General features: G+C 68.6%; 15 protein-coding genes and 1 pseudogene. 9 read left to right on the top strand and 7 right to left on the bottom strand.

Going from position 1 to position 23,603, the window contains the following annotated elements; genetic code table 11:
* The first annotated feature begins 682 nt into the window (after nucleotides 1-682).
* The 4 genes and pseudogenes from WME95_RS46605 to WME95_RS46590 form a co-directional block, all read left to right on the top strand.
* Complete coding sequence (locus WME95_RS46605) at nucleotides 683-1,315, top strand: hypothetical protein (RefSeq protein WP_437905640.1); 633 nt, start codon at nucleotides 683-685, stop codon at nucleotides 1,313-1,315.
* Between the two features lie 16 nt (nucleotides 1,316-1,331).
* Nucleotides 1,332-1,556 (top strand): PhzF family phenazine biosynthesis protein, encoded by a 225-nt coding sequence (locus tag WME95_RS46600; protein ID WP_437905639.1) that lies wholly within the window; start codon nucleotides 1,332-1,334, stop codon nucleotides 1,554-1,556.
* A complete protein-coding gene (locus WME95_RS46595) occupies nucleotides 1,546-2,367 on the top strand; it encodes a VOC family protein (protein WP_437905638.1) in 822 nt (273 codons plus the stop codon). The genes WME95_RS46600 and WME95_RS46595 overlap by 11 nt, the downstream gene beginning before the upstream one ends.
* Before the next feature lie 3 nt (nucleotides 2,368-2,370).
* Nucleotides 2,371-2,487 (top strand): annotated as a pseudogene (locus tag WME95_RS46590) (AIR synthase related protein); the annotation flags it as partial.
* Nucleotides 2,488-2,519: 32 nt separating this feature from the next.
* Here the strand turns inward: WME95_RS46590 and WME95_RS46585 are convergent.
* From WME95_RS46585 to WME95_RS46570, 4 genes are all read right to left on the bottom strand, one after another.
* Nucleotides 2,520-4,151, bottom strand: a complete 1,632-nt coding sequence (locus WME95_RS46585; protein WP_437905637.1) for a hypothetical protein — start codon at nucleotides 4,149-4,151, stop codon at nucleotides 2,520-2,522.
* Nucleotides 4,136-4,780: an RHS repeat-associated core domain-containing protein gene (locus tag WME95_RS46580; protein ID WP_437905636.1), complete on the bottom strand. Its 645-nt coding sequence runs from the start codon at nucleotides 4,778-4,780 to the stop codon at nucleotides 4,136-4,138. The genes WME95_RS46585 and WME95_RS46580 overlap by 16 nt, the downstream gene beginning before the upstream one ends.
* Nucleotides 4,781-4,859: 79 nt before the next feature.
* Nucleotides 4,860-6,569 carry a hypothetical protein gene (locus WME95_RS46575; RefSeq protein ID WP_437905635.1) on the bottom strand — a complete coding sequence of 570 codons (1,710 nt, stop codon included), beginning with the start codon at nucleotides 6,567-6,569 and terminating at the stop codon, nucleotides 4,860-4,862.
* The gene (locus tag WME95_RS46570; RefSeq protein WP_437905634.1) at nucleotides 6,570-10,601 is read right to left on the bottom strand and encodes an RHS repeat-associated core domain-containing protein; all 4,032 of its coding nucleotides are present in this window, start codon (nucleotides 10,599-10,601) and stop codon (nucleotides 6,570-6,572) included.
* An 805-nt stretch (nucleotides 10,602-11,406) separates the two neighbouring features.
* Here WME95_RS46570 and WME95_RS46565 point away from each other — a divergent pair.
* Nucleotides 11,407-12,717: an ImmA/IrrE family metallo-endopeptidase gene (locus WME95_RS46565; protein WP_437905633.1), complete on the top strand. Its 1,311-nt coding sequence runs from the start codon at nucleotides 11,407-11,409 to the stop codon at nucleotides 12,715-12,717.
* Between the two features lie 171 nt (nucleotides 12,718-12,888).
* Here WME95_RS46565 and WME95_RS46560 read toward each other — a convergent pair whose 3' ends face one another.
* Nucleotides 12,889-13,140: a hypothetical protein gene (locus WME95_RS46560; protein WP_437905632.1), complete on the bottom strand. Its 252-nt coding sequence runs from the start codon at nucleotides 13,138-13,140 to the stop codon at nucleotides 12,889-12,891.
* A 168-nt stretch (nucleotides 13,141-13,308) separates the two neighbouring features.
* On the opposite strand from WME95_RS46560, the gene purM reads away from it, so the two are divergent.
* On the top strand, nucleotides 13,309-14,355 hold the full coding sequence (gene purM, locus WME95_RS46555; RefSeq protein WP_437905631.1) for a phosphoribosylformylglycinamidine cyclo-ligase: 1,047 nt from the start codon (nucleotides 13,309-13,311) through the stop codon (nucleotides 14,353-14,355).
* An 81-nt stretch (nucleotides 14,356-14,436) separates the two neighbouring features.
* On the opposite strand, the gene WME95_RS46550 is transcribed toward purM, so the two are convergent.
* Nucleotides 14,437-18,042: a protein kinase domain-containing protein gene (locus WME95_RS46550; RefSeq protein WP_437905630.1), complete on the bottom strand. Its 3,606-nt coding sequence runs from the start codon at nucleotides 18,040-18,042 to the stop codon at nucleotides 14,437-14,439.
* 218 nt (nucleotides 18,043-18,260) lie between these two features.
* Between WME95_RS46550 and purN the strand changes: the two genes are divergently transcribed.
* Together purN and WME95_RS46540 are read left to right on the top strand one after the other, a co-directional pair.
* Nucleotides 18,261-18,983, top strand: coding sequence for a phosphoribosylglycinamide formyltransferase (gene purN / locus WME95_RS46545; protein ID WP_437905629.1), 723 nt, complete (start codon nucleotides 18,261-18,263; stop codon nucleotides 18,981-18,983).
* A complete protein-coding gene (locus WME95_RS46540; protein ID WP_437547393.1) occupies nucleotides 18,980-20,605 on the top strand; it encodes an NAD(P)-binding protein in 1,626 nt (541 codons plus the stop codon). Before purN ends, WME95_RS46540 begins: the two co-directional genes overlap by 4 nt.
* A 267-nt stretch (nucleotides 20,606-20,872) precedes the next feature.
* Here the strand turns inward: WME95_RS46540 and WME95_RS46535 are convergent, their stop codons facing one another.
* Nucleotides 20,873-21,667 (bottom strand): ABC transporter ATP-binding protein, encoded by a 795-nt coding sequence (locus tag WME95_RS46535; RefSeq protein ID WP_437905628.1) that lies wholly within the window; start codon nucleotides 21,665-21,667, stop codon nucleotides 20,873-20,875.
* Nucleotides 21,668-21,994: 327 nt separating this feature from the next.
* Between WME95_RS46535 and WME95_RS46530 the strand changes: the two genes are divergently transcribed.
* Nucleotides 21,995-23,458 carry a cellulose binding domain-containing protein gene (locus tag WME95_RS46530; RefSeq protein ID WP_437905627.1) on the top strand — a complete coding sequence of 488 codons (1,464 nt, stop codon included), beginning with the start codon at nucleotides 21,995-21,997 and terminating at the stop codon, nucleotides 23,456-23,458.
* Nucleotides 23,459-23,603: the final 145 nt, after the last annotated feature.

Genomic DNA, 23,603 nt, shown 5'->3' with positions numbered 1-23,603 from the left:
TCGGGTGTGGTGCTGTTGAACTAGCGTGGTTCTCCATGAGGCGCCCCGCGGGCTGTGGAGTGAAGGCGACCCTTTCGAGGCATGGCTAGCTGTTCTTCCCCCGAATCGCCGGTTCGGTCGGCCGGAGCGCGAGCGCGCGCGGCGGGCCGCCGGGAGGACGTCACGCCGCGCGGTTTCATGCTGCCGTGAATGTCCACCCGGCCACGGGCAACGGAAGGCAGCGGAGGAAACGAGGAGCATGCGATCGTGGAGAAGGGCGTGCGCGCGCAACTCGCAACGGCGCTGCGGGCTAGCTCGAACCACGGCCGGTTGGGTCCGCGTTGGACCACAGTGGAAGAGGACCCAGCCGGCCGCCCTCAGGACCCCCCAGCCGGCCCGCCCTTGCATGCTTCAGCGTCCACCACGACGGGGGCGGCAGCGTCGCCCCGGGCCAGCGCCTGACGGGCGGCGCGCAGCGCTCGACACACGCCGAACGCCGCCGCCTGGATCCCCCACCCCTTCACGCCTCAGTGCCGGAATCGTGCTGGGCCATCCCGCGGCGCGCCGCGGGCGTGGATCGAACTTGCTCACCCCGTGCGGGAATGGGATCCTCGACACCTGCTTATCGCCAGCCCCGCTGGGCTGAGCCCACATCGAAGAACCGTCGAGCCCACGGCGCGTTGTCAGCGTCAACGAGGATATCATGAACGGAATCGACACCTCGGCCACAGCGATTCGGAAACTCGAGCCGTCCTCCTCGCGACGTGGGGACACCCGGGCGGGAGGCGGCTGGCGCGGCCGGGCGGTGCTGCGCGCAGCCGTCGCCGGGACGGCCCTCCTCGCGATCGCCGCGCTCATCGCCGGATGTCCGTTGTGCAACGGCAATGACATGGGGTGCGGGGACAGCGTCCAGATCTCGGGGCCTATCGGTCTCGCCGCGAATACGCCGGCGCACATCGAGGTCCGGGTCTGCTGGAACGGGCGCTGCGGGGAAGCAACGCTCGGCTCGGATCCGGGTGATTTGCCGAGCTCGCCGGGCCCTGCCAACGGCGCGAACGCCGACGTCGACGGCGGGCGGTTCGGCTTCTCGCTCTTCGACGTCGACCCGACCAGCACGCAGTGGGAGCTCTCGATCGGTTTCTCGCCGGACGTGGACACGGAGCTCGAGGACGGAGACGTCTACTCGGTCAGCGTCATCGACGCCGACACGCAACGCGAGCTCGTGAGCTTCGAGCGCAGCATCTCCTACCTTGAACTCCAGCCCAACGGCGAGGGCCCCTTCTGCACGTCATGCAACGTTGCGGAGATCAAGCTCCCTCCGCCCGCTGCGCAGTGATCACGAGGTTGATTTCGTGAGCCGCTACTTCGCTCCGTCGAAAGGCGCCCCGGAAGATCCGGTGACCGGGGACGCTCACTTCATTCTCACCCCCTGCTGGGCCAAACGACTGCACAGGAGCGAGCGTCGCGCCTTTCAGGCATTGCAGCGAGGTGGAGAAATGACGTGCCGGCTGCTCGGCGATCGCGTCGAGATGGAGGGTGCCTGCGTCTTCTACATGGAAGGCGAGGGTGAATTCTGAAGCTCATGCGCTCGCATCGCTTGTTGCCGATCTGGTCACCCAAGAAGCCCATCCACGCGACGTCAAGACGCTTACGGATGCCATACAACCTTCGCCGGAGGAACGAGCGGCAGGCCGGCCGGTCGCCGGCCCGACCCGAGGCGCTATGAGCTGGGAAGTCGATCATGTGTTCCTTGCGACGCCCGACGTGGGCATCGTCGAGCGGATGCTCGCCGAGTTCGGCCTGAGCTTCAGCCGTCACGCGGTGCATGAGGGTCAGGGGACCGCGAATGCGTGCGCGGCCTTCGAGAACGCGTTCTTCGAGGTCCTCGGCGTCCACGATCTGGAGGAGCTGCAGGCCGAGATCGTTCGGCCGCTGGGGCTGCACGAACGCATTCATTGGGCCGAGACCGGCGCATGCCCGTTTGGCGTCTGTTTCAGGACCATCGATGCCGGAGGCGCCGGGGACTGGCCCTTCGAAACCTGGGACTACAAGCCGAGATACTTGCCGACGGGCACGGGCATGCCCATCGTGACGCCGCGAGGATCCCTGGCGGAGCCCATGGTGTTCGTGGCGCCCCAGACAATCAGGCGGACCACCGCGATCGAGTCGCGATCGCATCGTGACGCGCGCCGGACGCTGACGCGTGTACGTCTGCAACTGCCAGCGGAGAATCCGCCACTCTCGTCGGGCGTGCGCTGGTTCGTGGACCAGGGCATGCTCTCGATCGATCGTGGGGCGACCTACTCGCTTGAGCTGGAGTGGGATCACGGTCACGAAGGGCAATCGCACCAGTTCCCTGCGGGAGTGCCGCTCGTCGTGCGCTGGTAGAGCGCGACGGGCAAGCTCGACGTCGACGTGGGCGAGGCCGTGGTCCGCGGCATCGCCGAGGGCTGCACGCAGGCCGGCTGCGCGCTGCTCGGCGGCGAGACGGCCGAGCTGCCGGGCATGATCCGGGCGCGAGGCCGTCGAACCGCTAGATATCACGAATCCAAGACATCGGAATCATTGAAATCGGACCACCATTGTCGGTTTGACGAGATCGTCCGGATGCCTTCGCGGCCGAGCGCCTGCGACAGCTGCGTCCGGCTCTCGCTCCAAGCGCTGATAGCCACTGACTCCAGCCGCATCACCTCTCGTGCATCCTTGATCAGCAGGAGTGCCCGCTCGCTGGTGTCGCATCGAACCACACAGAACGAGATTCCAAATGGAGCTATCAGCTCGCGGACCCAGAGGTCCTCCCCCTCATAGCTGGAGACGAGGCGGTCCGTGCACTCAGGGACAGGTCGGAGTCCGAGCCGCTCCGCGATGAGCCCCCGCCGTAGGTGCGAATCCAGCGGGAAAGCCAGCTCGACGCGGAGTCGCTCGGCCTCCGCTAGACCGTCCTCCACCGCGAGGATCTCGAGCCATGTCCGGAGCTCGCCCGCCACAAAGTCCATCTGCTCAGGCATACTTGCGTACACCCAAAGTCCGCCTTCGCCGGACCACAGGATGAGCTTCCAGTCGTGCCATGCTCCCACGGCAACGAGCTGCAAGTCCTTCCACGACCAGAGCGGCCAGTGGACAAGGCGAAGGCCGGTCGGAAACGACTCTGCTCCGCCTTCGAAATCGAGGAGCGACTGAGCTCGCTCTGGGAGCATCTCGCGCGGAAGCAGCCCCAGCCACAGTGCGCCGTCCGGCATCTCGTGCTCGCGGGGAATGACCACACAGCCTCCGCCCACGAGTCCGCGTATGGACTCGACCAGCGCCGACGGCGCAGGGACCGGCGGCGCAGCGACGCAGACGGCCCCTTGGTCCTGCAGGTAGCGATCGAGCCGAGGCGAGCCGAGTGCCGGCGCGCGGCAGCGGTGCTGAGTCGCTTCCTCGCGGACGATGTCGAGCCGTGCGACTGCTTGTTCCAGCACGAAATCGCCCTGAATCACGTGTTCATCAGTCACCCACACACGGCGCGAAGTGAAGGCGGACGCGTCCGTGTAGAGAGGAGCAGCCGTGGGCACCGATAGCTCTGGAAGCTCGCGCACAGCGACGCCAGCCCCCACGTCGAACACCGCCCGGGCACCTTCATGGGCGCAGAACCGAAGCACGTCCCCGAGCACTGCCAGCGTGCGCGTGAGGATGCGCGGCTGCGCGACGACGACATCGTCCGCTCGAAGGAGCGAACCACCTTCTCCAGGCGGTGAAAGCGAGAACTGCTCACTCAGTCGCGTCCAGAACGCCTGCGCGGCCCGACGACGGCGCACGACGAGCGAAGGCCAGAAAGCGTCAAAACAGTCCACGCACGCCATCAGCGCCACATAGTCGCGCCACAGGCCGACACCGAGGCCGCCAAAGGAGTCGAGGTAGAGCGCGCCCTTCCAACGATCCCACGCGAAGAGGCGGCGCTCACCGCGGCCCATCGAGGGCACCGTGCTGGGCGCGAGCGCGCGGGCAGCGGGGTAGCCGAACGCTGCCCCCCCGAGGAGCGGGAACCCACGGCGACCCGTCAGCTCGAGGAGCTCCTCGTCTTCCACGAGCGTCGGCGAATCGGTTCGAAGGCGGACGCCGTGCAAGACGGGAGCCTGGCCGATCTGCTCGCGCGTGGCGGGAGACCATCGTCGCGTCAAAGCTTCGTCCATCGATTCCCATCCCAGTTCCAGGCACCAGGATCCACGGCCTTGCCTTCTTTGTCCAGATACGGACCTTCCCTCGTCGATGATTGTGCCCTGTTCGCGTTAGGGATCCATGACGGGTCGTAGTCCGGCCCTGTCAAAGTATCCAGCTCCCATTGCTTCAAATAGTCGCTCAGCGCCTTGGGTTCGGAGCAAACATTCTGCGCTCCGCCGTTGCCACTGGGACGCGCACTTGTCAGTGCCAGCGCAGCCTCCACTGCGGGATGCAGGTCAGTGGAACCCGCCATGCCGGAATGCCCGTGCTTTGTCACATTGGATCGCTTCCCGTTCTTTTTTAGGTAAGCCCCGGTCACTTCCGTATGCATTTTCGCGAGGCCGTCATGATCCGAGAGCTCGAGAGGCCACCCGTCGACATACGCGTATACTCGAAGGCTCCCCTCCAGCCGGATGGGCTCCGGGCTCAGGTACTGCCCTGTCTCCGAGTCGTAGTACCGATACCGGTTGAAGTAGAGCCCCGTCTCCTCGTCGGCGTACTGCCCCGGAAACCGCACCGGCGTCAGCTCGGCCTGGTCGCCCTCGACCTTGCTCCGCTCCCATCGCCCCACCCGCTCGGCCCACTCCTCACTCGTCGCCATTGCTTCCTCCTTCGTCGCGGTGGGAGCAGCTAACCAGCGCTGCGCGGACGGTTACGATGTCCTCGGCCAGACGCTCACCTCAAACAAGCTCCACGTCAAAGCCAGCGTCTTTCAGCGCGTAGTAGGGTTGCACACCACCGGCAGAGCGAACGACGATTCGTACCCCCGGCGCGAGAACCTGCGCGCTTCGAACGATCTCTACCAGCTGGCCCGAAAGCCGTGTCGTCAGCGATGTCACCGTAGCAGTTGACGCTCCCGCTCGCAGCCTCTGAACGCGTCTCAGCCAAATATCGTCGCTCAGCCAGTGCTCGGACGCGCTATCAGATGCCTCATCAATTCGCTGCAAGCCCAGCTCGTCAGCGAGAGCCGCCGCCACATCGGCGGACAATTCGACCGGAGATCCGCTTGGCATGAGGCCGCTGGCCTGCCACTCGACCGCCCACTTCTCCAGACACTTTACCGCATCGTCCGAGACCAAGACCAAATCATCAATCTCGTGACGATAGAGGAAGATCTCCCCGGTGTCTCCAGCATATAAGTGCATCGAGCCGAGAAACTTACCCCCCAGCGTGAGACGGCGGCCGTGACAATAGACAACCGGCCAGCCGGCTGCCTCAAGAAAGCGCGAATCCTCTGCGTCATCGTCATCGAAACCGAGCCGTTCCTCCAGGACACGGTATACGCCCAGCCTGGTCTCGTTGCATGGTACACGTGCAGGGTCCACCTCATCGTAGGCAACCAAACCTCCGAGCAGTTCCTCGAACCGGAGCAATGGCGCCGCTGGGGGGATCCCATGTCGATCGAGCTCCGCCATCAACGATTTCGGGCCGCGCGTCGCATCTGGATCGCGGAAGAAGCTCTTTGCATCGAGCCATTGCAGGACCCGAGAAGACACGTGGCAACGCAGGTGGCTCGCAGCACGCTCATACCTCCGGACGATGAGCCGCTCATTCTCAAATGTCTTCTCCTCGAGAATACGTGGTCCCTTCGACCACACTTGGCGCGCTCGCGACTCTTCAGGCTCCACCATTAGCAGGCGGACGGGCTCGCCATCGAGCCGGTACTGAAATCCCAACTCTGGCGCCAAGCTCGGTGCACTACCCTCCTCGAGGCAGATACGCTCCACCTGAGCGCCGACCAATTGAAGCGGCACCATTAATGCGTGACAAGCCTCCAGCGCGCGCTCCATTTGACTCAGATCGTCAACACGAATCCATGTCATTTCAAGCGACTCATCCGCGACAATCGCGTGCTCGCCGGCCCACACCGACGCCGCGTCGTCGATGGTTGAGACGGGAGGCAGCGACAACGCGTCAGCCACCGCTCTGCCGCAGCGCTGTGTCCTCACTTCAAGCCGCACTGGAAGCCACCGGGGATCCGAGAACAGCGCGACTTGTGCCACCCAATCGGCCATGTTGGGATGCATCTCCAGCCCAGACTCGATCAGCACTCCCCCATCCGAGCGCAAGTACAGGGGTAAAGCACGTCTCCTCGACCAGGCTACGAGGAAAGCGCGCCCGCGCGATCCGCCGTCAGGCGTGTGCACGTCGATCCACAGCGGCGCGCCGCCCTCCCGTGCCGCGGCGAACGCGCCGAAGACATGATCGTCCAGCACCGGGAGCCCACGGCGGGAAGCTGCGTCGTACAGAGCCGACTCGAGCTCCGCATGGATAGGTGGGAAGTCCTCATGAAGTTGGACAAAACGATCCAGCTCGTGCCGCGCCCACGGCGTGGTCGCGATTCTGGAGCTCCGAAGGACGGCGAGCGTTCTATTAGAAAACAGCATCACCTATCGAGCTCGCTTCCATGCGCCGTTTTCATTTACCCACACACCCAGATCCGCCAATGCCGGCACAGGCTCGCCGTCCTTGCGAATGACTGGCGCCGCCTTTGTGTTGCTAGAGTCTGCGAGGAACGCTCCGCTTGGCTGCGTCCAATGTTCCTTTTTGCCCACGCCTTTCGAGCCCTCTTGCTCTCGATACCCAGGTTTGATCACGCCTGTCGGCAGACTTCTGTTGGCGAGCGCCCACAGGCGGGGAACTGTCTGGGAACAGTTAGGACAAGGTGCGCGATCCACCCCCTGCTTACTCGATGAGATCGCCCCATCGCCGCTCTTTTCCATGTCCTCCAGAGCACGACCCAAATGGGTTTGCCAGTCGGGGTCGCCGGGCTTGCAGGATTTGCCAGTCTTCTGCTCCCATGCATTCAAGTGGTCTGTGAGAGCCCACGGCTCCGAGCACGTCGAAGGGTCTTGGCCATCGGCCCTCGCCGCTGAGGGCGGCAACGCGGCTTGGACCGCGGGGTGCAGATCACCTCTGCTACGCGGTTGTCCGGACAAGTCGAAGCTGCCGCTCTTATTTTGAGCCGTCACCCCGCTCGCTCCCTTCGTCTTCGACCACATCTTTGCAAGCCCATCGGCATCGATGAGGTCGACCGGCGAGCCATCGCTATACGCATACGCATACAGGCTCCCCTCCAGCCGGATGGGCTCAGGGCTCAGGTACTGCCCCGTCTCCGGGTCATAGTACCGGTACCGGTTGTAGTAGAGCCCCGTCTCCTCATCCGCGTACTGCCCCGGAAACCGCACGGGCGTCAGCCCGGCCTGCTCCCCCTCGATCTTGCCAAACAGCGACGCTTCGATTTCGCCTACGAGCCGTCCGTCCCCGCCCACCAGCGCCGCCGGCATCCCGTTCGGCGCCTCGATGTAATACCGCACCTCGTCCTGATCGCCCCGGCGCACCCGGTCCGCGAGCGGCGTCACCCCCTCCGGAAGCACCGCGTACGCTCGCTCTTCCACCACCGGCTCCCCGCCCGCTTCCCCGAACAGCTCGCGGATCTCGTGCACCAGCGCATCCCCGCTCCAGGTGTATCGCGTCACGCTCTCCACCACCCGATCGCGCCCCCGCTCCACCCGCTTCTCCAGCCGCCGCGCGAACGGGTCGTAGGTAAAGCGCACCACCCGGCCGTCCGGCAACCGCACCGCCTGGAGCAGATCGTCGTCGGCCCACTCGAAGCGAGCGACCCGCCCGCCTGGCAGCCGCTTGCTCGTCATCCGCCCCCGCTCGTCGTATGCGAGCTCCGCGCCTCCCCGCCGCTTGAGCTGCCCGCCCGGCGCATACTGCCGCAGCGTCGCGCTCTCGTAGAGTTGCCCGCTCGGCCCGTGGCGATACCCCTCGATCAGCTCCCGCCGCGCCCCGTCCACCCGCGCCCGCCCCACCACCCGGCCCTGCGCGTCGCGCAGGTACTCGACATAGGCCGCGCCCGGCGCGCCGCTGCCCACCGCGCCGAGCAGCCCGGCCGCCGACCATCCATAGCTCTGCGCGAAGGTCACCGCGCGCGGCAGCGGCCCCACCCACGCCGGCTCGTCCGGCCGCACCGCGGGCGTCGCTTCGAGGCCCGTCACCTGCGCCCCCGACGGGAGCCCATCGGGCGTCCACCCCTCCGCGATGCGCCCTCCCGCGGGCAGCGCCCGATCGACAAGCTGACCCGCTGGATCATAGGTCAGCTGCACCTTCATCGCCTGCGCGCCGACGTCCCCGACAGCCACCGCCGCCGGCCGCCCCACCACGTCGCGCGCGATCTCCATCTGCCCGAACGGCCCGCTCGTGCGCACCGCCTTGCCCAGCGCGTCGTGCGCCGTCTCCACCACCGTCCGCCGCCCGGCCCGCGTCATCGTCTCCCGCACCGCCCTCCCGCGCGCGTCATGGGTGTACTCGCACATCACGTCGCCGCTCGTCACAACCTCGATCCGGCCGAGCACGTCATAACCGATGCTCTCCGTCCGCCCATCCGTGAACCTGCGCTCCACGAGCCGGCCGCACGGGTCATAGACGAAGTCGACCGTGCCGAGCCCATCCCGCATCTGCGTGATCCGTCCCATCACATCGTGCCGGTAATAAACCCGCCGCCCGTCGAACGTCCGCTCCTCGCCGATCCGCCCCTCGCCGCGCCGCACGTACCGGTGCTCCTCGCCGGAATCGTTGACGACGCGCACCAGGTCCTGCTCCCGATCGTAGAAGTACCTCACGGCGCTCCCGTCCGGCCTCACCACCTCGGTCACGACCCCGATCCCACCCCACCGCAGCGTCGTCACCCGCCCGTCCGCGTCGGCGATCTCTGACAAATTCCCGTCGACATCGTAACCATACCAGTCCGTCGCCCCGCTCGGCCTCCGCACCCGGATGAGCTTTCCGCAGGAGTTATACCCATACGACGTCTCCAGTCCGCGCTCATCGACGAAGCTCGTCACCCGTCCCAGGAAATCATAACGAATCTTCCGCTTCGCCCCGTCCGGCTCGATCACCTCCACACGATTGCCGAGCGCGTCGTAAGCCATCCGCGTCACACCGCCGTTGGGCAGCGTCGCCTCGACGAGCAAGCCGCGCTCGTCGTAACGGAACCAGACCACCGGCCCGAGCTCGTCCTCGACGGCCACCACATCGCCTCGCGCGTTTCGCTCGTAGCGCGCGAACCCGCCCATGGCGTCGCGCACCTCCTCGATGAAGCCCCGCTCGTCGTATTCGTACACGGTCCTCGCGCCTGTCGGATCCGTCACGACGCACAGTCGGCCCAGGTCGTCTCGCTCGTAGCGCCACGTGTGTCCCAGCGCGTCCCGATACGCCAGCATGTTGCCCGCGGCATCGAACGTGTAGGCGTGCAGGCCGCCCTCCCACGCAACGCTGTTCACCTTGTCCAGGTGGTTGCCGTCAATCCGCCGTTTTGCGCGCGAGGTGATCACCTCGACGAAGTGGTCATAATCGTCGATCTTGACGTGACAGAAGCCCTTGGCCCTGGTCTCCCGATCGTCCAGCGTGCCCGGCACGTCGCCATCGAGGGCGTCGTTGCCCTCGCGACGACACCATGCCTCCACGCAGCGGCCGTTGTCGCCATAGCGGAACTCCGCCACCAGCCCTCCCGGCTCGCGGCGCCGGACCAAGCGGTGTTGTTCGTCGTACTCGTACCGCTCCTCGTTGCCCGCGGCGTCGCGCGCCGAGATCAGATCTCCTCGATCGTCATGACTGTAGGTGCGAAATGCGCGCCCCCCTCCGCCCGGCGATTCGTCGTTCACCTCGAACGCGGCGATCCTCCCGTCCGCTCGCCGACGCACCCGCACCATCCGCCCCACCGCATCGATCGCATGGGACAGGCGCCCTCGCTCGTACGAGAGCCGTATCTCGTTGTCGTACCGGTCCACGATGCGCGACAAGAGCCACCTGCTCTCCTGCCTCTCGCCGAACACGAGCAGCCTCCCCTCGGCCTCCAGCGTGTAGCCGCCCTCATGACGTCTCAGCACGCCGCACGGCATCGGCACGGGACGGCCCGGCTCGGGGATCTCCGCCTCGGTCGGCGCCGCGTGAGGCTCCAGGACACGCAGCGTCCGCCGCCGCTCCTCGATCGCCCACGCCAGCGAGTGGCTCCATCCGAATCCGAGCCCCAGATCCACGTCGGTCGTCTCCGACGAGTAGCTCCGCTCGATCCGGAGCGGCAGGATCATCCCGCCGAGCGCCAGATCCACGGCCTTCGCGGTGTAGACGCGCCCCGTCACCGGATCGACCGGGTCACCGGCCGACGTGCCGCCCCCGCGCCCGTGGGACGGATTCGGGCACCCGCCGCCGCTCCCCGGTCCGCAGGTGCCCGCGTTCTTGCCGCCGCCTCGCGACCCCTTGCCGCCGCTCTTGCCGCCCGCCCCCTGGTCGCCGCCGCGGCCCCGTCCTCCGCGGCCGCGGCCGCCGCCTCCGCCGCCCCCGCCACCCAGGATGAAGGTGCCGGGGTTCATGCCGGGAATCGCAGGGATGTTCGGGACCGGCGCCGTTCGTGCCATGGCGGCCATAGTCGATAGGCACACCCCGCGCGTCAAGCCAGGCAGCCTCTGTGCGACGCAGATCTGGAACCGGCGATAACGGCGTCGAGGAAATGATCAGCGCCCGGTGTGCGGAACCGCGGCTCGGCGCGCCATCGAACCGAACCGTCACGAGATCGGGGGTGTTCCGGCTCGCTCGGCGGTTGCACCGAAGTCGCGGGCGCCGAGTGCGCGACCAGCACCCACCGCGGCGGGTTCGTCCCCACCCGTCTCCGGGTCCGCGTCCGCGATCGTGCGTCGCGAGCGCTGGTCTCGCCCGGTCGCCTCGTCCTGCTGGAGGATCGGCGCGCGCAGCGCGAGCAGAACCGCGGTTTTCTCTCGCGTGCGCTCGTGGTGCCTACCCAAGATGATGGCGACAGCCTCGAGCAGGAGCCCCCGACGCGCGCGACGCGCATCCCTGACCCTGCAGAAAGCGCGGTATCGTGGGTCCGCGGGGCTGCAAACCTGGCAAGTCCCTAACGGCAGCCTCCACGCTACAGCCCGATGCAAGCCAGAGCCACCGGATGCATTCGCCGGAGGCTGCCTCGGCGCCAGGCTGAAGATCGACCTTACGGAATCCCCCGATCCATGTAGCATGGTTCACATGCGAGCAGATCAGCAGGCATGGCTGCGACAGACGGGCGGCGCACCAGACAGACCGACAATGGCGGTACGAGCGGGCCGTCCGCTGCAGCTAGAACTCGATCCGTTGGGCGGGAATCAGAAAACCGCCGACGAATCGCCGGTCTGACTCTGCAACGAAACAGACGCAAAGTGACGGGACAGTATGAGTTCTACGGCGAAGGGAGATAGATTCGAGGCTCAGGTCTTCACGGCCCTGAAGCGGATGATCTCGGACGGTCAGTTCTTCAGTTCCCCCGAGTGCTACAAGCTATTCCACAAGAAGGGCTACTACTCCAAGGATCGTTGCACCGACATTGTCTTCGACATTTCCATCGAAATATTCATCCCCGGTCGCACAGCTTACTCACTTTTGGTTCTCATCGAATGCAAAGACTACGGTCTTCCCGTTCCCGTGAATGACGCAGAGGAATTCTTCGCCAAGATCGAACAGATATCGGGGGCCGGTGTCAAAGGGCTACTTGTCTCGACGAATGCCTTTGCCCAAGGAGCGTTCTCGTACTGCAAGTCGAAGGGGATCGGACTGCTCCGATACTACGACAAGAGAACCCTCAAATGGGTCCTTGACAGATCGCCCTCTGCCGTCAGCTCCTCAACCCCCGATTGGGTCGATATCCACTCGGGGCTCCTGGAGGAAGCTCACCAGAGTCGCTATTTCGACTTTTATTGTTTCCTTGACGGGATTTATTCACATTCGCTGTACACCCTCCTTCGCTCTTTGACCCGTGGAGTCAGTCAAGACGAGTGCATCCTTGTGCCAGTCGAAGAGCTGGCGAGGCGTCAGCCGCCGTCTGTGGAGTTCCTTTCCGTCGAGCAAATTGAGCAATCGACTGCGGTCACCTTAGAAACCATCGCCTACCGTGGCGGGTCTGTGCCCCTTGAGGACATATGCAGGCGGGAATCAACAGAACGATGTCTTGACGTCAGGACTGGCGTCGTTCCAACCGCTCAGGAAGCCAAGGCGGGGGTCCTGGGCCGCATCGCGTTCACACCTCTTCAGATCAACATCTATCGTCATCCAGGCGACCACGTCGGAAGGCAGAGATTCACATTAGCGCATGAACTTGGGCACTACTTCTTGCGGCACGGGCGGTACATGGCGGGAGAATACTGCCAGGAGAATGACTTTGACCGCGGCGGGCCCTCGGAAGTCGGGATCGAGGACATAGCCCGGCTCGAATGGCAAGCAAACATTTTTGCCTCGTCCCTGCTTCTTCCGAGAAACAGCCTCGTCACCGATTTCTTCAATATCATCCGCAGGCATGACCTTGTAGACAAAGGACATGGCCCACTATTTGTTGACGAACAGACCTGCAACCAGCGCAATTTCTACGCCGTGACCGACGCCTTGATGCTCAGGTATGATGTATCCAGAAAAGTGATCGAAATACGCCTCAAGATGCTCGGCCTTCTCACCGACGCGAGACGACCTGCAAGAAGGATATTCGAGCGATGAGCGCTCTCGGCCCTGCATCGGACGCACATATCGCTTTTCCTATGGAGGATTCGACCCAACCAAGCGTCGAATCTGACGTTCAGTAGTGTACATCCCGAACGCGGTTCAGCGGCTGTCACACGCAACGCCACATACAGTGCGGTGCCAACGTCCGTTGCGTTGCTCATGAGGTTACGTCGCATCGTCTGGCACATGGCCGAGCAGCCTGCGCCCACAGTCGCACCCGTACAGCCTCACTGCAAGCCAACCACGAAGCTCCTGGTCGTCCGCCCCTGGATCGCGAGCACGGATGCCAGCAAGCGCCAACTCACGAACCGCCTGACTCAGGCGAATCGCCGCTTCAAGGCGCTTCTCCGGAGGCATGCGCCGGAGCAGTTCGTTGTAACGGGCGTCCGCTTTCGGCTTGGTGTCCACGGTCGACATGCGGGGCAAGCCTAGCGGAGACTGCAGCCGAGCATCCTCCGCGCGCGCTGCCCAGCCAGCCGGCCGTTCTGGCGGGGCTGCTCAGCAGAGACGAGCCGGGCGACCCCGGAAGCCGCCCCGAGAGCGAGCCCGCTTCCCTTTGCCGCCGAGGTGTGGGATGCGCCTGCCATGAGCGTCACGTACCGGGAAGCCGGGGTCGATATCGATGCAGGGGACGCGCTCGTCGAGCGCATCAAGCGGCTCGCGAAGCCGACGCGCATCCCCGAGGTGCTCGCCGACGTGGGCGGCTTCGCCGGGCTGTGCGCGCTGCCGGGCGGGCTGTCCGAGCCGGTGCTGGTCAGCGGCACGGACGGGGTCGGCACCAAGCTGAAGGTGGCGTTCGCGACGGGCGTCCACGACACGGTGGGCATCGATCTCGTCGCGATGTGCGTGAACGACGTGCTGACCGTGGGCGCGCGGCCCCTCTTCTTCCTCGACTACTTCGCGACGGGCAAGCTCGACGTCGACGTGGGCGAGGCCGTCGTCCGCGGCATCGCCGAGGGCTGCAAGCAGGCCGGCTGCGCGCTGATCGGCGGCGAGACGGCCGAGCTGCCGGGCATGTACGCGGACGGCGAGTACGACCTCGCCGGGTTCGCCGTGGGCGTCGTCGAGCGGTCGCGCATCCTCGACGGCAAGCGGATCGCGGCCGGCGATGCGGTCATCGGCGTGGCGTCGAGCGGGCTGCACTCGAACGGCTTCTCGCTCGCGCGGCGCGTGCTCGAGAAGGAGATGGGGCTCACGATGAGCGACCGCGTGGCCGACCTCGGCGGCACCGTGGGGGAGGCGCTGCTGACGCCGACCCGGATCTACGCCCGCGCGATCACGGCGCTCCTCGGGGCCTGCGGCGATGCGGTCCGGGGGCTGTCGCACATCACGGGCGGCGGCCTGCCGGGGAACCTGCCGCGCGTGCTGCCGGACGGGCTGGGCGCGCGGCTCGACCTCCGCTCCTACCAGCGGCCGGCGGTGTTCCAGGTGCTCCAGCGCGGCGGCCCCGTGGAGGAGGCCGAGATGCGGCGCACGTTCAACCTCGGCGTCGGGCTGATCGCGGTCGTGGAGAAGGGCGCCGCGGACCGGGCCATCGAGGCGTTCGCCAAGAGCGGCGAGCAGGCCTGGGTGCTCGGCGAGGTGGTGTCGGTCGGCGACGTGCCGTTCGAGGAGCGCGTGCTGTTCGGATGAGCGGGCCGGCGACGGCGAGGGCGATGCGCGGCGCGCGGGCCGGGATGCGCCGCGCGGCGGCGCGGGCCGCGCGCCGCGAGCTCAGCCGCCTTCGAGCCGCGATCGCAGGTTCTTGATCGCGTCGTCGATCGCCCGGCTCTTCTTGTAACAGGGCCTCACCGTCGTCTCGAGCACGACGAGGGTGCGCTCGTCGCCCTCGGAGACGGCGCGCTCGAGGAACGGGAGCTTCTCGCCGCACGTGGCGTCGCGCAGCTCGAAGGAGATCCGGACCGCGGGGGTCCCGCGGGCCGCGATCTCCGGATCGCGGAGCAGCTTCGCGGCCCGGGTGGCCGGCGTGGAGCGGCCGCGGGTCTCGACGATCTCGTAGAGCACGTCGATGCCCGCCGTCCCGAAGCGGCTCGAGAGCGCCGCGAAGACCTTGTCGGCGTGCTCCTCGCCCGTCTTCGCGATGGCGATGGCGACGTTGCGCGCCGCGATCGCGAGCGCGCGCTCGCGGAGCGCCGCCGGATCGCGCTCCGCGAGCTGCTGGATCGCGTCGGCGGCCTTCACCCACCGGCGCGCCCTGACAGCGTCGGTGAGCGCCTTCCGGGCCGCTTCATCGGGCGGGGGTTCGGCCGGCGCGTCGGACGCCGCCGGCGCAGGGGCCTCGGGCGCCGGCGCCGTGGGCGCGGGTGCCTCGGGGACGGCGGCGGAGTCGGCCGGGGCCGGCTCGCTCGTGGCGAGCGCGCTCGCGGGGGGCCTCGCGGAGCCGAGCTGGGGCTCCGGCTCGGGCGGGGCGCGCCCACCGCCGGCGAGCGCCGCGATCACCGCCGCCGCGAGGAGGCCGCCGCCCAGGTACGGTGCCAGCCGGCCCACGCGGCCGCCGAGGCCTTCGGGGCCCAGCCGCGACGCGCGAGCCTCCCGCGCTTCGCGCTTTCGCCTGGCCTTCTCCTCGCGCTCGCGCGCGGCGCGCTCTTCCTCCTCCGCGAGCTTCCGCTTGGCCTCTTCCTCGCGCTCGCGGGCGACGCGCTCTGCCTCGGCGGCCTCCAGCTCCCGCAGCAGCGTCGGGGCGAAGGCTGGCCGCGAGCCGCTCATCCGCTCGGACGTCGGCTCCGAGACGGGCGCCTCATCCTCTGCGGGCGGCGCGTCCGGCGGCGGGGACGCGGACGCCACGGGAGCCGGCTCGGTCTGCGGCGGCTGCGCCTTCACGGACGGCGCGGGCGACGGCGATGACGCCGGCTCCGCGCCGGCCCCGGACGGCGGCTCCGCGCCGGCCGCTGACGGCGGCTTCGACGACGCCGGCTTCGCGACGGATGCCGGCTCCACAACGGATGCGGCCAGCGGCTCCGATGGCGCACGCTCCGCCGCTGGCGACGACAGCGGCTTCGATGACGCACGCTCCGCTGACGGCGGCTTCGACGATGCACGCTCCGCTGACGGCGGCTTCGACGATGCACGCTCCGCTACAGACGTCGGCGGCTTCGACGATGCACGCTCCGCTGACGGCGGCTTCGATGTCTCACGCTCCGACGACGGCGGCTTCGACGATGCACGCTCCGCTGACGGCGGCTTCGATGTCTCACGCTCCGACGACGGCGGCTTCGACGATGCACGCTCCGCTACAGACGTCGGCGGCTTCGATGTCTCACGCTCCGCCGTTGGCGACGACGGCGGCTTCGATGTCTCACGCTCCGACGACGGCGGCTTCGACGACTCACGCTTCGCTGCGGGCGACGACGGCGGCTTCGATGACGCCGGCTCCGCAGCCGACGGCGATGGCTCCTCCACCCCCGACGGCGACGGCTTGTTCGATGAGGGCTCGGCCGCACGGCGCTCCGCCTTGCCCGACGACAGCAATAGGTCGTCCAGCGACAGCCGCAGGGAGCCCAGCCCCGCTGCCTCCGTCGCCCCAGGCGCTTCGACGGACCGCTCCGCCTCGCTCGGCGACGGAGGCAGCACCTCCGGCGACGGCGGCATCGAGATCAGCGACGCCCACTCCTTCAGCTCCGGCGACTCCTGCGACCGCGCCGACGCCTCGGACAGCGGTGACGACGCGTGCGGAGGACGCTGGTCATCGGCCTCGGCAGGAGCGCCGCCGCCGGCGGCCTCGCGCGCGAAAGCGGCCTGCGCGATGAGCGCCGCGCCGCCCACCGTCGTCGGGCGCGCGTCGTCCGGCACGCTCGAGTCGTCGGCCGCGGAGGCCGCGTCGGCCCTGGCGACCTCCTGCGCGAAGGCGACCTGCGCCATGAACGCCGCGCCGCCCACCGCGGTCGGCCGCGAGTCCCGCATCATCTCGGCGACAAGGGTCGGCGTGTTGCGCACCGGCGTCGGGCGCGAGTGGCTGAGGGCGTCTTCCTCGTCCTCGTCGCCGTCCACCGCCGACGCCACCGCCTCTGCCGGCTCGGCGCCGCCCGTTCGACCCTCCGGAAGCTCGCCCGACGCGCGCGCGCTCTCCGCCTCCTTCGCGCTCGCGCCGCTCCCGGCCGGCTCACCTGCCGCCCGCTCCGCGGCAGGCGCCAGCGCGTCCGCGACATCGTTGAACGAGACGAGGCACGAATCGCCAAGGACAATCGCCGAGGAGCCGCCGGAGCTCGCGTCGGGCGCGCCCGACGGCGCGCTGGGCACGGGCGGCCGGTTGCTCGGCACGCGCGCCGCGTCCGCGATCGCGGGTACCGACGTCATCTCCGCCCTCGAGGACATCTCCCCCCTCGACGACATCTCCGCCCGCGGCTCGTGCACCGCGATCCCCGACGCGGCGCACGCGTCGTCGAGCGCCGCGATCAGCTCCTCCGCGGTCCCGAAGCGGGCGCGCGGATTCTTCTCGAGGAGGAGCCGCACGACCGCCTCGAGGGCGGGCGGGGCCACGACGCCTGGCGAGTGCGCGGCGATCGCCGGCACGGGCGCGCTCCGCTGCTGGTTGAAGAGCTCGACCGGATCCTTGGCGAGGAACGGGTGCTTGCCGGCCAGCATCTCGTAGAGGATCAGGCCCAGGGCGTAGAGATCCGCGCGCTCGTCGACGAAGTCCATCCCGAGCGCCGACTCCGGGGCGAGGTAGGCGATGGTCCCGAAGATCACGCCGGCCGTTGTGAGCCGGACCGGGAGCGAGTCGGCCCCCGCCCGCGCGGACTCGGGCGACGCGACGGACCGGCGCAGCTGATCGACGCTCACCTTCGCGAGGCCGAAATCGATGAGCTTCACGAGGTCGCCCTGCGGCTCGACGACCATCACGTTGCGCGGCTTCACGTCGCGGTGGACGATGCCCATCGCGTGGGTCGCGTCGAGCGCGGCCGCGAGCTGCCTGGCGATCAGGGCGGCGCGCGCGGCGGGCACCGGCCCCCGCCGGATGATCTCGTGGAGCGTCGTGCCGCGCACGTACTCGAGGACCAGGAAGAACGAGCCGTCCTCCGCCTCGCCGAAATCGGTCGCGGTCGCGACGTTCCGGTGCTGGATGTGGGCGCCGGCGATGGCCTCGCGCTCGAAGCGCTGCACGAGCTCGGGGAGCCGCTCGGTGTCGGGGTGCAGGATCTTGATCGCGACGCGCTTGTGCATGTGCACGTGCTCGCCGCGGTAGACCGCGCCCATGCCGCCCATCGCGATGACCTCGTCGATGCGGTAGCGCTTCGAGATCACCCGCCCGAGGTAGGACCTCGCCCGGTGCTTCGCGGCCTCGTCGGCGGTAAGGGTCGGCTCAGGCGGGCGTTCCGACATCGTGGCGCCGCCACCCTACCCCGAGCGGCGCGGCATTGGTAGGTGGCCGGCCAGAGGGGCCCGGCCACGGCGAGGCGCGAGCGTGCGCAGCCGCAAATGACAGCGCGAGCGGCCCGGAGGTCGCCTCGCAGCCCTCGATGCACCCCCCCCGGGACCCGGGCGGCCGCTTCCGCCCCGGATCTCTCCCGCGCCCGCCTCCGCCGTAGTATCTGCCCCCCATGCCCCCCCTCGATCTCGGCGTCCTCATCTCCGGCCGCGGCTCGAACCTCCAGGCGATCCTGGACGCGATCGCCGCCGGCCACCTCGACGCCCGCGTGCGGCTCGTCCTCTCGAACCGGCCCGACGTGGAGGGCCTCGCGCGCGCCGAGCGCGCCGGGGTCCCCACGCGCGTCATCGCGCACCGGGACTTCGCCGATCGCGACAGCTTCGACGCCGCCGTCGTCGACGCGCTCCGCGAGGCGGGCGCGACCTGGGTCGTCCTCGCGGGCTTCATGCGCCTGCTCACGACGACCTTCCTCGACGCCTTCCCGCACCGGGTCGTGAACATCCACCCGTCGCTCCTGCCCTCCTTCCCCGGCGTCGACGCCCAGCAGCAGGCGCTCCATCACGGCGTGCGCGTCACCGGCTGCACGGTCCACCTCGTGGACGCCGGCACCGACACCGGGCCCATCCTCGCGCAGGCCGCCGTCCCCGTGCTCGACGGGGACGACCGCGACGCGCTGGCCGCGCGCATCCTCGTCCAGGAGCACGCCCTGCTCATCCGCGCGCTCTCGTGGATCGCCGAGGGGCGCCTCCAGATCGCGCCGCCTGACGTGCCGGGCGGGCGAGCGCGCGCGACGCTCGCCGGCGTCGAGACCGCGCTCGGGCTCGCCCAGAGCGGCCCTGCGCGGGGAAGCGCCGGGGAGGTCAGGGAAGTCGGAGAAGTCGGGGAAGGGGCGTGATCCACAAGCACTACGACGTCATCGTCCTGGGCCGGTCCATCGGCGCGCTCACGGCCGCGGCGCTCCTCGCGCGCCGCGACTTCACCGTGATGGTCGTCGGGCACGGCGAGCGCCCGCCCACCTACCGCCTCGACCAGCACGTCCTCCGCCGGCGCGCCTTCACGATGCTCGCCGAGCCCTCGCCCGCGTGGCGCCGCTTCCTCGTCGAGCTCGCCCAGTCGCAGACCTGGAAGCGCCGCATCGTCCCGGCCATGCCCATGCTGCAGGCCGTCGCGCCGCGCCGGCGCCTCGACGTGCCGCCCGACATGGTCCTCTTCGGCCGCGAGATCGACCGCGAGTTCCCCGAGCTCCGGCGGGTCGTCGACGAGCTCTACGCCGAGCTCGCCCACGTCAACGGCGCCGCCGACGACGCCTTCTCGCACGACGCCCTCTGGCCGCCGGGCACCTTCTGGGAGCGGCGCGAGACCGCGCGCTACGCCGGCATGCTCCCGTACGCGCGCGCCGAGCCCGACGCCGACCTGCTCGTCGAGTTCCCGCGCGGCCACCTGTTCCGCTCGATCGTCACGCAGTCCGTCCTCTTCGCCACGGACCTCTCGGCGCTCCCGCCTCCCTTCGCGGTCGCGCGCCTGCACGGGGCGTGGACGCGCGGGCTGATGATGCTCCCGCGCGGCGAGGAGGAGCTCGAGGAGTTCCTCGTCGAGCGCATCCTCGCCCACGGCGGTCGCTGCCTGCTCGACGAGCGCGCGGCGTCGGTCCACGTCCGCCGCGGCACCGCCGCGGGGGTCGTGCTCGACGGCGACGATCACCCGAACGGCAGCAGCTTCGTCATCACCGACATGGACGGCGAGACGCTCGCGAGCCTCTCGGGCGGCGAGGGCATCCACAAGCGCGCGCTGCGCGAGTGGCCGCGGATCACCTCGTCGATCGGCCGCTTCGTCGTGTCGCTCATCGTGCGCCGCGAGGGTTTGCCCGAGCCGCTCGGCCCCGAGGCGCTGCTGTTCCCCTTCCCGTCCGCGTCGGCTGGCCGCTCGCCCGCGCCGCCGCGCGTGTCGAGCGACGGCGCCTCCGGGGCCCGTCCGAGCTCGCCGCGGCAGACGCGGCCGACCGGACCTGGGCGCCCCGTGGTCCACCTCCAGCGCTGCGATCTGCCGGCTCCCTCGACCGACACGCTGCTTGTGGCGGAGATCCTGCTCCCCGACCGGGGCCCGCTGTCGCTGCTCGAGGCGCGCCAGGCGGTGCTCGACGCGCTCACGGCCGAGCTCCCCTTCCTCGAGCGCCACCTCGTGCTCGTCGACTCGGTGCACGACGGGCTGCCCGTGTGGCTCTACGACGGCCAGCGCCGCCGCCTCATCGAGCGCGCCGCGCTGAAGGGCGCGGCCCCGGGCGCCGAGCCGATGGTGCGGCAGCTCGAGGTCGACCCGCCCGGCTACCTCGGGCTCGCGGGCGAGCCGATCCGCGGGCCGATCGAGCGCACCCTGCTCGTCGGCCGGAGCGTGCTGCCCGGCCTCGGCCAGGAGGGCCAGCTGCTCGCCGCCTGGGGTGCCGCCCGGCTCGTGACCCGGACCGACCGGCGGAAGGAGCGGATGCGGCGGGACATGTGGAGCAAGGTGGAGATCGGCTAGCGCGGGGTGGCGGGCCTCGCAGGGCTGCCCGGCCCCCAGAGAGGGTGTTCTCGGCGCGGGGTGGGGGCCCCGCCGAACTCGCCTGAAACACGAGCCACCCGGCGTTGCCGGATGGCTCGTGTTTCAGGCTCAAACATCGGCCCATCCCCCACCCCGCGCCGAGAACACCCTCTCTGGGGGCCTACCGTTTTCTGATCTCTCCACTGCGCAGAGGACGAACCGTGCGTCTTGCGAAGCGGGTGAGACGTGACGGCGAGACTCCGTGTCTCAGAGAGATCGGGGGAATACCTGAAAGAACCCGTCGCGCTCGACCACGGTGAGCGGCACGTCGAACAGACGGGACAGGTTGTCGTCGGTCAGAACCGCGCGCTTCGGGCCATCGGCGAAGACGCGGCCACTCCGCAGCAGGACGACCCGCCCGATCTCCGGCGGGATCTCCTGCACATGGTGCGTCACCAGGATCAGCGTCTTGCCCTGCCGCGCGAGGCGCCTGAGCAGATCGATGAGCTCGAACGCGGCCTTCAGATCGAGGCTCGTCGTCGGCTCGTCGAACACCAGCGCCTCCGGATCGTGCACAAGGGCGCGCCCGAGCAGGCAGCGCCGCTGCTCGCCGGCCGACATCTCCGCGATGGGCTTGTCGCCGAGGTGCGCGACGCCGAGATCGCGGAGCACCTCCTCGGCGCGCCGGCGCTGCGCGGCCGTCGCCGGCTCGTGCTCGTGCAGCCCGGCGCTCGCGAAGAAGCCGGAGAGCACCACCTCGGAGCCCCGCACACCCCGGGGATAGGCCATCTGCAGCTCGTACGACACGAGCCCAAGCCTGCGCCTCAGTGCGGACACCTCCCACCTTTCGCGACCGAGTATCCGCACATGCGAGCTCTCGCGGTGGACCGGATAGATTTCCCGTGAGAGCAGCCTCAGCAAGGTCGACTTCCCGGCGCCGTTGGGCCCGAGGATCGCGGTGTTCTCGCCCTGCTCGATGCGCAGCGACAGCCCCTCGAAGACGCGCGTGTCGCCGCGGAAGACCTCGGCGTCCTCGATCTCGATGAGCGCGGGCGCGCTCATCGCTCCACTCCACGGTCCTGGTTCATCGGGCGCAGACTACCCGCTTGCCAGCGTCCCGCACCGAGAAATCAGGGCGTTCGCGGTGGATCATCCGTGCCCCGGTTCGGTGATCCACTCCATCGGCCCACTCTCCATCTCTCGCGGACAGGCACCGTCGGAATGTGCCCGTGAACCGGCGTTCTCCTCTCTGGAGAGACGATGGCCCGGCCGTTGCAACGCTCTCCGAACCTTCCTTTCAACAAGCGCCCCGTGCCAAGCCGATGCTGGCACTCGGGAGTGGAAAAATCCGATGCGGCGCGGAGCCGCTCGGTCACTTGGAGATTGACAATGACGAAGATCAAGGGTTCGCTTTTCGGTGCTGGGGCAGCTCTGTGCCTGCTCGCCGCTGTCGGCGGGTGCATCGTTGTCGCGGACGATGGTTCCAGCGCCTCCGAAGAGGACGAGATTTTCGCCGATGAGGCAGCGGCGGCCGCGGCGGCATCGCAGATGCGCTTCGGCGTCGCTCCGCAGTGGAGCCAGAGCTGGTCGCCGCCCCAGTCCGGACCCGCCAACGTCGATGTTGTGGCCGTCGGGGACTGGTTGCAATCGGGCGGCTTCACCAGCACACATAAGAACAAGCTTACGCAGATCGTCAACGCGGGGAAGACCCCCTACTTCTTCGGCTACATCGCCACGGACATGACGAAGAAGGGGCTCGGGTCCGAGAACGACTGCGACGGCAACAGCGGCGCACCGCTGTGCCAGAGGGGCGCGGCGTACGTGCGCGCCAACATCGCCTCGATGGCGAGCGCCTATCAGAAGGCGGCGTCAGGGATCAACGGGGCCCTCCAAGGACGCGAGGCGCTGATCCACATCGAGCCGGACTGGTACCAGTTCTCGCAGACGGCGCAGCAGAACGCGCTCACGGAGACGGAGTCCGACAGCTTCATCAACCAGATCCTCGGCGCCATCAAGGCGGGCTGCCCCTCGTGCAAGGTGGTCATCGACTTCAGCCCGTGGTTCAGCCCGTCGGCCACCAAGTGGGCGTCGTCGGTCGGCGACTTCTACGACGGCTGGGATCGCAGCGTGGTCAAGTACGTCGGCCTCACGGGCAAGCAATTCCCGTTCACCACGGGCAAGATCGACAACTTCACCTACAAGGAGATCACCACCGCGCTCAGCCTGCCGCTCGTCATCGTGGACGCGTACACGTTCGGCGGCGGCCCGATCAACGTCGACTCCACCTGGCTCAACGAGAGCAACGTCGCCAAGGCCGTCGACATGGGCGTCGCGATCGTCATGCTCTCTCAGACGGGCGACGTCGCCGGCTATGACAGCTTCATCGCGCGGGTGAAGGGCAGCAGCAGCTCCAGCTCCAGCTCCAGCAGCTCCACCACCAGCAGCTCCAGCTCCAGCAGCTCCAGCTCCAGCACCTCCGGCAGCGGTGGCGGCGGCGGCGGCACCACCACGTCCTCGTCGAGCAGCAGCAGCAGCAGCACGGGCGGCGGCAGCGGCGGGGGCAACCCCGGGACCGGCGTGCGCGTGGAGGGCGGCAACATCACCATCGGCATCACCCCCAACTCGACGTGGACGGGCGGCTACTGCAACAACGTCAAGCTGACCAAGAACGACAGCGGCGAGACCACATGGAAGCTCTACGTGCCCTCGAACGGCGCGACGCTCCGTGACTTCTGGAACACCAACGCCGTCAAGCAAGGCACCGACTTCGTGTTCACCGGCGTGAGCTGGAACGCCAAGATCAAGCCTGGAACGGCCGTCGAGTTCGGGTACTGCGCGAACGGCAACCGCTGAGCTCCAGTCGATTGGCGCCGCGCCAGCCGAGGAGGCGACACAGCCCCCGGCGGCGCGGCGCGCCGCGCCCGCAGGATCGGCCGAACGACGCGGGAAGCGCCCCTCTCGGGGCTCCCCGCGCGGGCGAGCGCGCCCGGTCGCGCTC

This window comes from Sorangium sp. So ce327, assembly GCF_051530205.1.
GTDB classification, from domain to species: domain Bacteria; phylum Myxococcota_A; class Polyangia; order Polyangiales; family Polyangiaceae; genus Sorangium; species Sorangium cellulosum_B.
This window is presented reverse-complemented; position numbering and strand designations above follow the sequence as displayed.

Coding starts and splice junctions, on each gene's coding strand:
- WME95_RS46605 (WP_437905640.1), top strand. CDS start 683: ATGAACGGAATCGACACCTCGGCCACAGCGATTCGGAAACTCGAGCCG.
- WME95_RS46585 (WP_437905637.1), bottom strand. CDS start 4,151: ATGGACGAAGCTTTGACGCGACGATGGTCTCCCGCCACGCGCGAGCAG.
- WME95_RS46580 (WP_437905636.1), bottom strand. CDS start 4,780: ATGGCGACGAGTGAGGAGTGGGCCGAGCGGGTGGGGCGATGGGAGCGG.
- WME95_RS46570 (WP_437905634.1), bottom strand. CDS start 10,601: ATGGCACGAACGGCGCCGGTCCCGAACATCCCTGCGATTCCCGGCATG.
- WME95_RS46565 (WP_437905633.1), top strand. CDS start 11,407: ATGAGTTCTACGGCGAAGGGAGATAGATTCGAGGCTCAGGTCTTCACG.
- WME95_RS46560 (WP_437905632.1), bottom strand. CDS start 13,140: ATGTCGACCGTGGACACCAAGCCGAAAGCGGACGCCCGTTACAACGAA.
- purM (WP_437905631.1), top strand. CDS start 13,309: ATGAGCGTCACGTACCGGGAAGCCGGGGTCGATATCGATGCAGGGGAC.
- WME95_RS46550 (WP_437905630.1), bottom strand. CDS start 18,042: ATGTCGGAACGCCCGCCTGAGCCGACCCTTACCGCCGACGAGGCCGCG.
- purN (WP_437905629.1), top strand. CDS start 18,261: ATGCCCCCCCTCGATCTCGGCGTCCTCATCTCCGGCCGCGGCTCGAAC.
- WME95_RS46535 (WP_437905628.1), bottom strand. CDS start 21,667: ATGAGCGCGCCCGCGCTCATCGAGATCGAGGACGCCGAGGTCTTCCGC.
- WME95_RS46530 (WP_437905627.1), top strand. CDS start 21,995: ATGACGAAGATCAAGGGTTCGCTTTTCGGTGCTGGGGCAGCTCTGTGC.